This is a genomic window from Xanthomonas sp. NCPPB 2864, from assembly GCF_056675615.1.
Map to the genome: position 1 here is coordinate 188091 of NZ_JBWWVS010000008.1, position 10655 is coordinate 198745.

General features: G+C 66.1%; 10 protein-coding genes. 4 read left to right on the top strand and 6 right to left on the bottom strand.

The genetic code is table 11. The features are described 5' to 3' along the window. Positions 1–10 precede the first annotated feature (10 nt). From AC1KVE_RS16745 to pyrE, 4 genes are all read right to left on the bottom strand, one after another. Positions 11–940, bottom strand: coding sequence for a ParB/RepB/Spo0J family partition protein (locus AC1KVE_RS16745; RefSeq protein WP_024940457.1), 930 nt, complete (start codon positions 938–940; stop codon positions 11–13). Further along, on the bottom strand, positions 940–1737 hold the full coding sequence (locus AC1KVE_RS16750) for a ParA family protein (protein WP_481092662.1): 798 nt from the start codon (positions 1735–1737) through the stop codon (positions 940–942). Before AC1KVE_RS16750 ends, AC1KVE_RS16745 begins: the two co-directional genes overlap by 1 nt. 115 nt (positions 1738–1852) lie before the next feature. Then, entirely contained in the window at positions 1853–2518 is a 666-nt protein-coding gene (locus tag AC1KVE_RS16755; RefSeq protein ID WP_100224744.1) for a hypothetical protein, read from the bottom strand. A 22-nt stretch (positions 2519–2540) separates the two neighbouring features. Continuing rightward, the gene (gene pyrE / locus AC1KVE_RS16760) at positions 2541–3200 is read right to left on the bottom strand and encodes an orotate phosphoribosyltransferase (protein ID WP_024940459.1); all 660 of its coding nucleotides are present in this window, start codon (positions 3198–3200) and stop codon (positions 2541–2543) included. 127 nt (positions 3201–3327) lie between these two features. On the opposite strand from pyrE, the gene AC1KVE_RS16765 reads away from it, so the two are divergent. The 3 genes from AC1KVE_RS16765 to AC1KVE_RS16775 all read left to right on the top strand — a co-directional run bounded on the left by AC1KVE_RS16765 (position 3328) and on the right by AC1KVE_RS16775 (position 5951). After that, a complete protein-coding gene (locus tag AC1KVE_RS16765; protein ID WP_184458466.1) occupies positions 3328–4128 on the top strand; it encodes an exodeoxyribonuclease III in 801 nt (266 codons plus the stop codon). A gap of 241 nt (positions 4129–4369) precedes the next feature. Next, positions 4370–5665, top strand: a complete 1296-nt coding sequence (locus AC1KVE_RS16770) for an AmpG family muropeptide MFS transporter (protein WP_184458468.1) — start codon at positions 4370–4372, stop codon at positions 5663–5665. 58 nt (positions 5666–5723) lie between these two features. Further along, positions 5724–5951, top strand: coding sequence for a hypothetical protein (locus AC1KVE_RS16775; RefSeq protein WP_016901952.1), 228 nt, complete (start codon positions 5724–5726; stop codon positions 5949–5951). A 91-nt stretch (positions 5952–6042) separates the two neighbouring features. On the opposite strand, the gene AC1KVE_RS16780 is transcribed toward AC1KVE_RS16775, so the two are convergent. Both AC1KVE_RS16780 and AC1KVE_RS16785 read right to left on the bottom strand, forming a co-directional pair. Further along, the gene (locus AC1KVE_RS16780; protein ID WP_481092663.1) at positions 6043–7185 is read right to left on the bottom strand and encodes an anhydro-N-acetylmuramic acid kinase; all 1143 of its coding nucleotides are present in this window, start codon (positions 7183–7185) and stop codon (positions 6043–6045) included. Between the two features lie 283 nt (positions 7186–7468). Continuing rightward, the gene (locus AC1KVE_RS16785; protein WP_102251049.1) at positions 7469–8887 is read right to left on the bottom strand and encodes a M23 family metallopeptidase; all 1419 of its coding nucleotides are present in this window, start codon (positions 8885–8887) and stop codon (positions 7469–7471) included. A gap of 170 nt (positions 8888–9057) precedes the next feature. On the opposite strand from AC1KVE_RS16785, the gene tyrS reads away from it, so the two are divergent. Further along, the gene (tyrS, locus tag AC1KVE_RS16790; protein ID WP_102251050.1) at positions 9058–10269 is read left to right on the top strand and encodes a tyrosine--tRNA ligase; all 1212 of its coding nucleotides are present in this window, start codon (positions 9058–9060) and stop codon (positions 10267–10269) included. Positions 10270–10655: the final 386 nt, after the last annotated feature.

Sequence of the window (10655 nt, forward strand, 5' to 3'; positions counted from 1 at the left end):
GTGCACAGGCTCAGCTGCGCTGCAGGCGCAGGCGTTCGAGCACGCCGTCCAGCGTGTCCAGGTCGGTGTAGTGGATCACCAGCTTGCCCTTGCCGCCGCGGCCGTGGTTGAACACCACCTTGGTGCCCAGCGATTCGGACAGTTCGGTTTCCAGCGAGGCGATATCGGCCTGCGGCGCAGCGGCGGCCGGCTTGCCCTTGCGCAATGCGCCGGGCACCTTGCCGGCGGCGAACTGCTGCGCACGGTGTTCGACCTCGCGCACCGACCAGCCCTGGTCGGCCGCTTCCTGCGCCAGCTTGCTGGCCAGCTCCGGCGCCAGGGTCAGCAGCGCCCGCGCATGGCCCATTTCCAGGCGGCGGGTTTCCAGCAGCACGCGGATCGCCACCGGCAATTCCAGCAGCCGCAGCAGGTTGGACACCGACGCACGCGAGCGGCCCACCGCACCGGCAGCCTCGGCGTGGGTCAGCGAAAATTCGTCGATCAAGCGCTGCAGCGCCTGCGCTTCTTCCAGCGGGTTGAGGTCTTCGCGCTGGATGTTCTCGATCAGCGCCATCGCGATAACGGTGCGGTCGTCCAGCTCGCGCACCACCACCGGGACTTCGCTCAGCCCGGCCAGCTGCGAGGCGCGCCAGCGACGTTCGCCGGCCACGATCTCGAACTGCCCCGGTGCCAGCTCGCGCGCCACGATCGGCTGGATCACCCCCTGCGCCTTGATCGACTCCGCCAGCTCGGCCAGCTTGACCTCGTCCATCTCCTTGCGCGGCTGGTACTTGCCCGGCTGCAACTGGGTGACCGGCAACCGGCGCAGGCTGTCGCCCGGCTGCAAGGCCTCCTCGCTGGCCACGCTCGGCGCCGCGGCGGCGGCCGCGCCCTTCGGCCCCAGCAGCGCTTCCAGGCCACGGCCCAGGCCGCGCTTCTTTGCGGGGATCGGCTTGTTCATCAGACGGTCTCCACGGGCCGGTAGGCCTTGTTGCGGTCGTTCTGGCGGCGCACGATTTCGCCGGCCAGCCCCAGGTAGGCCACGCCACCGCGCGAGGTGCGGTCGTAACCGACGATGCTCTGGCCATGGCTGGGTGCTTCGGCCAGGCGCACGTTGCGCGGCACGATGGTGCGGAACACCTTGTCGCCGAAATGCTCGGTCAGCTCTGCCGACACCGCATTGGCCAGGTTGTTGCGGATGTCGAACATCGTGCGCAGCACGCCTTCGATTTCCAGCGCCGGATTGAGATTGGTGCGCAACGCCTCGACGGTTTCCAGCAGCGCGGTCAGTCCTTCCAGCGCGTAGTACTCGCACTGCATCGGCACGATGATCGAATCGGCCGCGGTCAAGGCATTGAGCGTCAGCAGCGACAACGCCGGCGGGCAGTCGATCAGGATGAAGTCGTACTCGTCGCGGATCGGTGCCAGGGCGCGCTTGAGCCGCTGCTCGCGCTCGCCCTGATCCATCAGCTGGATCTCGGCCGCGGTCAGGTCGATGTTGCCCGGCAGCAGGTCGAAGCCTTCCGGCGCGGTGACGCGGATTTCGGCGGCGGTGTTTTCGCCCAGCAACAGGTCGCAGGTCGAGGCGGCCACATCACGCTTGTCGATGCCGCTGCCCATGGTCGCGTTGCCCTGCGAGTCCAGATCCACCAGCAACACACGCTTGGGCGCGCGCGCCAGGCCGGCCGCCAGATTGACCGCGGTCGTGGTCTTGCCGACGCCGCCTTTCTGGTTGGCAATGGCGATGATCCGGGCCATGCGGGAGAGCCTCGTGGGCAGGGAGTAAGACCGGCCATTATGCGGGCAGGGCGTCGGATCGGGAAATGCCGCCCGCGGCAGTGCGCTGCACGGGCGGGAATGACGGCTGCGCCGGTCAGCCGGTGGGCGCGGCGCCGGCCGGCGGCTCCTTCATCGCCCGGTAGCGCTGCAGGATGTCGGCGATCTCGCCGTCCAGCGCTACCCGTTGCTGCTCGAAGCTGGTCTGCAGACGCAATTGCGCCATCAGCTCGCGATGGCGTTGCTGAATGTCGGCGGCCAGCTTGTCGGCCACCGCCTGGCCGGCCAGTTCGCGGTCGCCGGCGCTGCGCAGCATGCTGGCCAGCCCTTCGCGCAGGCTGGTCACGTTGAAACGCGCGGTGTGGATGTTGTTGTCGACGATGGCGATGCGCTCGTTGAAGACCCGGCGCAGGTCGTCTTCGCTCTGGTAGGACATCAACATCGCCTGGTCGGTGCGTTGGCGCATCTGCTCGGCGGCCAGGTCGGCCTGGCGTTGCTGCTCGCTGGCGGCTGCTGCGGCGCGCTCGTCGCTGTTCATGGCGCGCTGCACCTCGGCGCTGCGCAGGCCGCTCTTGGCGTTGAATTCGTCACGCGCCTGATTGACCGCCTCCGGCGGCAGCGTATCGCTGCACACCCGGGCGCCGTTCTGGTTCCAGCAATACAGCTTCTTCGCGGCCGGCTTGTCCTGCGCGATGGCAGGCGCGGCGGCCACGGCTGCCGCAACGGCGGCGAGTAACGCCAAACGGGTGTGTCTCGGCATCATCGCAGCCCCCTGTCGCCTGCCGTCAGCCTGTGGTGTCGGTGCCGTAGCGGCCACGATAGGCCAGCAGCGGTTCCCGGAAGCCCACAAGGTCGGCGTTTCCTGCCGCAAAAGCAAGCAGGTCGCCCAGGTTGGCCACCGCGATCACCGGGATGCCGGCCTCGGCCGCCACCGCCTGCGCAGCCGAGCGGCGATCCTGCTCGGAGGCGATCTCCTGCCGGTCCAGCGCCACCACGATCCCGGACGGAATGCCGCCGGCGCCACGGATGATGCCCAGCGCCTCGCGGATCGCGGTGCCGGCGGTGATCACGTCGTCGACGATCAACACCTTGCGGCCCTCAAGCGGCGCACCGATCAGGCTGCCGCCCTCGCCATGGTCCTTGGCTTCCTTGCGGTTGAACGCCAGCGGCAGGTCGCGCCCGCGTCCGGCATAGGCGCAGGCCAGTGCGGTCGCCAGCGGGATGCCCTTGTAGGCCGGCCCGAACAACAGGTCGAACTCCACCCCGGCCGCGTCGATCGCATCGGCATAGCACTGCGCCAGCTGCGCAGTCTTGGCGCCCGAATCGAAGCGCCCGGCATTGAAGAAATACGGGCTGAGCCGCCCGGACTTGAGCGTGAACTCGCCAAAGCGCAGGGCATCGGCGCCCAGGGCCAGCTGCAGGAAACGGGTGCGGTGGTCGGTCATGGTGACGAGATTGGGGAATGGGGATTCGGGATTGGAAAGCATAGCCGGTCGCGCCTTGCGGCATCCGCTGATGCGGTACGCTTTCCCGAATCTCCAATCCCCATTCCCGAATCCCGGCTCTTCATTCATGCGCATCATCAGTTTCAACGCCAACGGCCTGCGCTCGGCCGTCACCAAGGGTTTCTTCGAGTGGTTCGCCGACCAGGACGCCGACGTGCTGTGCGTGCAGGAGACCAAGGCCCAGGAGCATCAGCTGGCCGGTCCCAAGTTCCTGCCCAGCGGCTACAAGGCCTGGTTCCGCGACGCCAGCACCAAGAAGGGCTACAGCGGCGTGGCCATCTACAGCAGGCACGAGCCCGATGAAGTGCGCACTGCGCTGGGCTGGCCCGAGTTCGACGAAGAAGGCCGCTATGTCGAAGCGCGCTTCGGCAACCTCAGCGTGGTGTCCTTCTATATCCCGTCCGGCTCCTCGGGCGAGTTGCGCCAGGGCTACAAGTTCCAGGTGATGGAATGGCTGCGGCCGATCCTGGAGCAGTGGCTGGCCAGCGGCCGGCAGTACGTGCTGTGCGGCGACTGGAACATCGTGCGCTCGGCGCTGGACATCAAGAACTGGAAGTCCAACCAGAAGAATTCCGGCTGCCTGCCGCCCGAGCGCGACTGGCTCAACGGCCTGTGCGCCGATGCGCTGGAAGACGCCAGCGCCGCCAGCGGCCGCGGCTGGGTCGACACCTACCGCGTGCTGCATCCCCAGGGCCAGGACTACACCTGGTGGAGCAACCGCGGCGCAGCGCGCACCAACAACGTCGGTTGGCGCATCGACTACCAACTGGTCACCCCCGGCCTGCGCGACAAGGTGAAGGCCTGCTCCATCTACCGCGAGCAGCGCTTCTCCGACCACGCGCCGTACATCGTGGATTACGCGGAGTGAGTGAGGGCGCGCGGCTGGCAGCGACGAGCATGGGAACGGTTGGCCAGGCCCCCCAGCGGTGTGCTTCTAGCCACCCCATGCAGATCAACGTCGAGTGCGTGCAGGCTGTGCCTGGCCGCAGCCTGATGGTGATTGATCCTTCATGGAGCCAATCATGCCTTTCCGGCAGGTCAATCCGTGCAGCGGCCAGCGATACTGCCCGCCCGGCAACAATCAGCACCCGTTCCCAGCGGCCACGCGCATGACTAAGCCTGTACCCAACTACAAAGGACTGCGCGGCATCCGGCAGGCCTTCGCCACGCCATCGGCGGCAACCATGGCACTGCTGGGTTTCGGCAGCGGTCTGCCGTTTCTGTTGATCGCCTCGCAGACCCTGTCCACCCGGCTGCGCGACGTCGGGCTGGATCTGGGCAGCATCGGTCTGATCAGCCTGGCCAGCTTCTTCTACCTGCTCAAGTTCCTGTGGGCTCCGCTGATCGACCGCTATGCGTTCCCGATCATCGCGTTTCTGGGCCGCCGGCGTTCCTGGCTGCTGGTCTCGCAACTCGGCGTCACTGCCGGCCTGTTCGCACTGGCGTTTTCGCGCCCGGACATGAGTGTCACCGGCCTGGTCGCCTGGGTGCTGTTCGCCTCGTTCTGGGGCGCCACGCAGGATTCGGTGGTGGATGCCTACCGCATCGAAATTGCTCCAGATACCGCGCAGGCCGCCTTGGCGGCGACTTACACCCTGGGCTATCGGATCGGCCTGATCCTCGGTGGCGCCGGGGCGCTGTATCTGGCCGAATACCTCAACTGGACTTCGGCGTACCTGGCCATGTCGGCGCTGATGCTGCTGCCGATCATCACCACCCTGGTATGCCGCGAGCCGGACCGGCCGCTGGTCACGGTGGTGCGTCGCATCGACGTAGCCGGCGCATTCTGGCAGCCCATTTCCAGTTTCTTCTCCAGCAATGGGCTGGCGCTGGGTATCGTCCTGCTGGCATTTGTCGGCCTGTTCAAATTCCCGGATCAGGTGATCGGCGTGATGGCCGGGCCGTTCTATCTGGATTCGGGCTACACCAAGGCCGACATCGCCACAGTGTCCAAGCTGTTCGGCGTGTGGATGGGCATCGTCGGCGCGTTCGCCGGCGGTGCGGCGGTGGCTGCGTTCGGCTTCCGTCGCATGCTGCTGGTGGCCGCCCTGGGCGTGGCGCTGTCCAACCTGGCGTTTTTGTTGATGGCGCAGAACCCTGGCAAATTGTGGGCGTTCTACGCCGCACTCAGTGCCGACAATCTGTTCCAGGGGTTCGCCGGCACCGTGCTGGTGGCCTTCATGTCATCGCTGACAAATCGCAATTTCACCGCCACCCAGTACGCCTTGCTGGTGTCGCTGGCCAATTTGCCGGGTAAATTCGCCGGCGGTGTGTCCGGGTTCCTGGTCGAGGCCACCTCCTACAGCACCTTCTTCATCCTCAGCGCCCTGACCGTGGTTCCCACGCTGGCCCTGCTCGCCTGGCTGTGGCCGCGGCTGGATGCCCGCGATGGGCGCCCGGATTGAAACGGCCGCCCAGGTTGCCGATGATGCAGGCGGGGCAGCGCAGTGCACGAGGCAGGGCATGACCGATCTGGTGTTGCGGGACATCGATCCATTGCTGGTGGACAGGATTCGTCGCATCTCCGTCGCTCGCGGCTGGACCCAGCATCAGACCGTGATGCATCTGCTCGAACAGGGCCTGTTCGCCAGCGAATACGAAGTCACCGGCGGCCTGCAACACCCGGAAGTCGATGCCCTGGCCGAAGCGATTGCCGCGCTCAAGGCGCTGCCGGCGGGGAATAGTCCGTAGCTGCAAACGGTCAGCCAGCGCTGCCTCGCGTGCGAATCCATCCGGCGCGAGGATGTTGCGACTGCGGGCGCTCGCAACTGATCCAGTCCTGTCACGCCGGATGGATCGCCCCCAGCAACCGCGGCCCGGCCGCCCCGGTCACCGACGCCAGATTGGCGGCCCGGCCTGCGAGCAGCTCCGCGGCCAACCATGCGAACCCCATCGCCTCTAGATAGTCCGGATCCAGCCCATGCCGCGCGCTGGATTCCACCACCACGCCCGGCAGTCGCGCCGCCAGTCGTGCCATCAATACCGGATTGCGCACCCCGCCACCGCACACCAGCACCCGGCGGGTATCGGGCTGCAGCCGCAGCAACGCGTCGGCGACACTGGCCGCGGTCAGTTCGAGCAGGGTCGCCTGCACATCGGCCGCAGACAGCGCCACGTCTCCCAGCGACCGCATCGCCTGCATCGCCCAGTCCAGATGGAACTGCTCGCGCCCGGTGCTCTTGGGCGGCGCCAGCGCAAACCAAGGGTCGGCCAGCAACGCCTGCAGCAGTGGGGTATCGACGCGCCCGCTGGCGGCGAACGCACCGTCGGCATCGAACGCCGTGCCGCGATGCTGCTGGCACCAGCTGTCCAGCAATGCATTGGCCGGCCCGGTATCGAAGCCCAGCACCGCGCCATCGCGCGGGATCAGCGTCAGGTTACCGATGCCGCCCAGATTGAGCACCGCGCGGTCTTCATCGCCCGTGCCCAGCATGGCCAGATGAAAGGCCGGCATCAGCGGCGCGCCCTGACCGCCGGCAGCCACATCGCGACGGCGGAAATCGGCCACCGTGGTAATGCCGGTGTGCTCGGCAATCCGGCTGGCATCGCCGATCTGCCAGGTAAAGGCCGGATCGGCCTTGGGGCGATGCCGAATGGTCTGCCCATGCGAGCCGATCGCGCGAACGCGCCCACGCGCGATGCCGCTGTCGCGGATCAGTTGATTGGCCGCGGCCGCAAACGCCAGCCCCACCTGCGCATCCAGGTGTCCAAGCGTATCGATGGCGATCACGTCGGCGCCCTGGCCCAGCATCACCAGCGTCTCGCGCAGTTGCGGCTCCCAGGCCACGGTGGTGCCGGCAACCAGTTCGCAGCGGCGATGGCTGTCATCGGCAAAGCGCACCAGTGCGGCATCGATGCCGTCGGCGCTGGTGCCCGACATCAGGCCCAGGTAGAGCGGGGATTCCAGGTGTTCCGGAGCAGACATGCCAGGGCCAGTTGCACAGTGGTCATGCAGCTTGTGCAGCCGGGGTGGGAGAGTCAACCGCCCCGGCATGCCTCGCGGTGAGGCCAATCGGCTCTACGCTCGACAGTCAGCGCTGCAGCGGCAGCGCCGACTGTCGCGTCGGCATCATGGTTTCCACTGGACGCTGGCAGCGATCCGGTGCCGGCCGCAACGTTGCATGAGCTATCAGCTCCTTCGCGAACCGCTCCGCAGCCATCCGACCGGCGATGGCCATGTCGGCGGCTGAGGAGTCAGCCGCCGCCACTCAACCGCGCGGCTTGCCCTTGGCGGGCTTGCCGGCGTCGGCGTAGATCAACTTCTCCATGCCTTCGATACGCGCCAGCGCCGGCGCCGTCTGCGCGCGGAAGGCGGCCAGCTCGGCACCCTGCAAGGGCTCGGGCGGCGGCATGGTCACCGACATCGGGTTGCGCTGCTGCCCGGCAACGCGGAATTCGTAATGCAGGTGCGGGCCGGTCGCCAGGCCGGTCATGCCGACATAGCCAATCACCGTGCCCTGGTTGATGCGCTGGCCGGCCTTGATCTTGCCGAAGCGCGACATATGCCCGTACAGCGTGCTGAAGTTCCTGCCGTGATCCAGGATCACCACATTGCCGTAGCCGCGCTGGGTGCCGACGAACACCACCCGCGCATCGCCGGCAGCCATGATCGGCGTGCCCGAGGCTGCCGCGTAGTCCACGCCCTTGTGCATGCGCATGGTGCCCAGCACCGGATGCTTGCGTGCGCCAAAGGTCGAGCTGATGCGGCTGTAGGCCACCGGCATGCGGATGAAGCTCTTCTTCAACGGCCGGCCGGTGATGTCGAAATACTCGGCCGGCTTGCCGGCACGCTCGAAGCGGAAGCCGGTGTAGGTCTTGCCGCCGGTGGTAAAGGTCGCTGCCAGGATGTCGCCGGTATTGATCCGCTCGCCCTCGCGCCAGGTTTCGTCCATCACCACGCTGAAACGATCGCCCGGCTGCAGATCCTTGTCGAAGTCGATGTCGTACTTGAAGATCTCGTCGGTCATGATCGCCACCGCTGCCGGCGACAACCCCGACTTGCCGGCCGAGGCGTACAGCGAGCTGCTGATTTCCCCGCTCGCCACCACCGTGCGCGTGGTGGTCGCCCGCTCGGTGACATTCTCGCGCACGCTGTCGCCCAGCAGACGCAACTCCACGCGGTGGCTGTCGTCGCGGTCGAAGCGCAATGCGCGCAACTCGCCCGGCGTTGGCATATCGAAGGCAATCTCGGCGCCCGGACGCAGCTTGGTCAGCGCCTCCTTGGTGCCCGGATGCGCCAGTACCTGGTACATCACCGCGGTCGGGATTCCCAGCTCGCCGAACAAGGTGCTCAGCGTCTGCCCGGACTTGACCTGCAGAATTTCCCAATCGGTGCTCGGCGCCAGTTGCTTGCGGCTCGGCACCAACGGCGGCAGCGGCAAGGCCAGCGTGGAATGGCTGGACAGCGGGGTATCGATGGCGTTGGAGAAGCCCGGCACGATCGTGGCCACCAGCGCACCGATGGTCGCGAACAGGCTGGCATGGATCCAATGACGGCGTGTCCACCGGTCGTTGAACGCCGCCGGGAGATGCGCCTTGAGCTTGCGATGCAGGGCAGTGTCGTGGAGGACGTGGAGGCGTTCGTGAAAGCGCCGCTTGCGTGCACGGCCCTGCTCTGAATTCTGCATCGTTCAAATTCCTCGCTGGCTCGAAGTGCGAGCCCAATCGCCGGTACCATAGACAGCCTGTAACAGCGCGTCAAACCATTGAGCCTGTTCAACATTTTCATTTGGCGCGGAATTAACCCGCGTTTAACATCGTTCACGTTGTTGACGGCAAACGCCGCTGGAGTCTGTGGTTGGCCACTATCGAAGAATCCCTCGCACTCATCGGTCGCGGCACCGAGGAGATCCTCAAGCTCGATCAGCTCGAAGCGCGACTGAAATCAGGTGTGCCCCTGCGGGTCAAGGCCGGTTTCGATCCCACCGCGCCGGATCTGCATCTGGGCCACACCGTGTTGCTCAACAAGATGCGGCAGTTCCAGCAGCTCGGGCACCAGGTGATCTTCCTGATCGGTGACTTCACCGGCATGATCGGCGACCCGAGCGGCAAGAACGTCACCCGCAAGCCGCTGAGCCGCGACGATGTGCTGGCCAATGCGCGTACCTATGAGGAGCAGGTCTTCAAGATCCTGGACCGCGAACGCACCGAGGTGCGCTTCAACTCCGAGTGGTTCGGCCAGATGAGCGCGGCGGACATGATCAAGCTGTCCGCGCAGCACACGGTGGCACGCATGCTCGAGCGCGACGACTTCGCCAAGCGCTTCACTGGCCAGCAGCCGATCGCCATCCACGAATTCCTGTATCCGCTGGTGCAGGGCTACGACTCGGTCGCCCTGAAGGCGGACGTCGAACTGGGCGGTACCGACCAGAAGTTCAACCTGCTGATGGGCCGTGGCCTGCAGGAGCACTACGGCCAGGCCCCGCAGGTCGTGCTGACGATGCCGCTGCTGGAAGGCCTGGACGGCGTGGCCAAGATGTCCAAGTCGCTGGGCAACTACATCGGTATCAACGAGCCGGCCATCGACATCGTCACCAAGACCATGAAGATCGGCGACGAGCTGACCTGGCGCTGGATCGATCTGCTGTCTTTCGACATCAGCGTGGCGGAAGCAGAGCGCCTGAAGGCGCAGGTCGCCTCGGGTGAACTGCACCCGCGTGAGGTCAAATTGCGGCTGGCACGCGAACTCACCGCACGTTTCCACGACGCTGCCACCGCAGAGCAGGCCATTGCCGGTTGGCACGCGGTAGTGACAGGGCAGGGCGACACCAGTCTGTTGCCGCTGCAGGAGGTCGCTGTACCGGCCGAAGGTCTGCGGATCGCAAGCCTGCTTACTGCAGCCGGCCTGACGCCAAGTAATTCGGAAGCTACGCGCAAGCTCAAGGAGCGAGCGGTCAAGGTCGATGGCGAAGTGGTCGAAGATCCGGCACGCCAGTTCGGGCCAGGTTTCGAAGGTGTCATCCAGGTAGGTAAACGCAATTTCGCCCGTGTGGCGCTGGTCGGCGGCTGAGCTGCCGCGGGGTTGCTGCATAGCGGCAACCCCGCTGTGCGGTGACCTCTATATAGAGAGGGGCGTAACGCCTGAGTCGGATCGGCGGCTTGCCATAACGCACCACAAGGGCGTGCCGTTGCAGCAGAGAAGAGCGTCGTGAAATTTTTTTCACAAAACCCTTCCCAAATGCTCCGCTTGGGCCTATAGTTCGCCTCCCCCGACGCAACGGACCCGCAAACGCGGAACCAGAGCGGAAAGGGTTCGAAAATTCCCTGATTTAGGGTGTTGACGAAACGGAAAAGCCGGCTATGATGGGCGGCTCGCTACACGGAAAGACGCTACGGCGGATTGAAGTGCAGCGACGGCAACTTCCTCTTCACGAGGGGTTGACGAAGATGAAAAGC

What these genes read in the sequence shown, in the direction of transcription:
- AC1KVE_RS16745 (WP_024940457.1), bottom strand. Translation starts at nt 940, where the DNA reads ATGAACAAGCCGATCCCCGCAAAGAAGCGCGGCCTGGGCCGTGGCCTG.
- AC1KVE_RS16750 (WP_481092662.1), bottom strand. Translation starts at nt 1,737, where the DNA reads ATGGCCCGGATCATCGCCATTGCCAACCAGAAAGGCGGCGTCGGCAAG.
- AC1KVE_RS16755 (WP_100224744.1), bottom strand. Translation starts at nt 2,518, where the DNA reads ATGATGCCGAGACACACCCGTTTGGCGTTACTCGCCGCCGTTGCGGCA.
- pyrE (WP_024940459.1), bottom strand. Translation starts at nt 3,200, where the DNA reads ATGACCGACCACCGCACCCGTTTCCTGCAGCTGGCCCTGGGCGCCGAT.
- AC1KVE_RS16765 (WP_184458466.1), top strand. Translation starts at nt 3,328, where the DNA reads ATGCGCATCATCAGTTTCAACGCCAACGGCCTGCGCTCGGCCGTCACC.
- AC1KVE_RS16770 (WP_184458468.1), top strand. Translation starts at nt 4,370, where the DNA reads ATGACTAAGCCTGTACCCAACTACAAAGGACTGCGCGGCATCCGGCAG.
- AC1KVE_RS16775 (WP_016901952.1), top strand. Translation starts at nt 5,724, where the DNA reads ATGACCGATCTGGTGTTGCGGGACATCGATCCATTGCTGGTGGACAGG.
- AC1KVE_RS16780 (WP_481092663.1), bottom strand. Translation starts at nt 7,185, where the DNA reads ATGTCTGCTCCGGAACACCTGGAATCCCCGCTCTACCTGGGCCTGATG.
- AC1KVE_RS16785 (WP_102251049.1), bottom strand. Translation starts at nt 8,887, where the DNA reads ATGCAGAATTCAGAGCAGGGCCGTGCACGCAAGCGGCGCTTTCACGAA.